Source organism: Mesobacillus sp. MER 48 (assembly GCF_023714225.1).
Taxonomy (GTDB): domain Bacteria; phylum Bacillota; class Bacilli; order Bacillales; family Cytobacillaceae; genus Mesobacillus; species Mesobacillus oceanisediminis_A.
In genome coordinates this window covers 1-404 of record NZ_JAMAUR010000040.1, presented here as the reverse complement: position 1 = coordinate 404, position 404 = coordinate 1, and the positions used below count along the sequence as shown (strand labels likewise).

The following is a 404-nucleotide window of genomic DNA, read 5'->3' as shown; positions in this document are numbered from 1 at the left end:
TATGCGCCCGTAGCTCAATTGGATAGAGCGTCTGACTACGGATCAGAAGGTTATGGGTTCGACTCCTTTCGGGCGCGCCATTATATTTTCTCTTTATCGGGGAGTAGCTCAGCTTGGTAGAGCACTTGGTTTGGGACCAAGGGGTCGCAGGTTCGAATCCTGTCTTCCCGACCATCAGCAACTAATATCATATGCGGGTGTAGTTTACTGGTAAAACCTCAGCCTTCCAAGCTGATGTAGTGGGTTCGATTCCCATCACCCGCTCCAGTTTAATTGTTCTTTGAAAACTAAACAAACAAGCGTCAACAAACAATAAATTATCATGCTTCTATTAATAGAAGACATGAGCCAACGTTTTAACTTATGAGCTAACTCATAACTCTTTCTTGGAGAGTTTGATCCTG

The 404-nt window shown here is 44.1% G+C and carries 3 tRNA genes; all 3 read left to right on the top strand.

What is annotated here, in order from left to right:
* Positions 1 to 3 precede the first annotated feature (3 nt).
* The 3 genes from M3593_RS23805 (at position 4) to M3593_RS23795 (ending at position 267) form a co-directional block, all read left to right on the top strand.
* A tRNA-Arg gene (locus M3593_RS23805) sits at positions 4 to 80 on the top strand.
* 17 nt (positions 81 to 97) lie between these two features.
* Positions 98 to 174, top strand: a tRNA-Pro gene (locus tag M3593_RS23800).
* Positions 175 to 193: 19 nt separating this feature from the next.
* Positions 194 to 267, top strand: a tRNA-Gly gene (locus tag M3593_RS23795).
* The last annotated feature ends 137 nt before the right edge of the window (positions 268 to 404 follow it).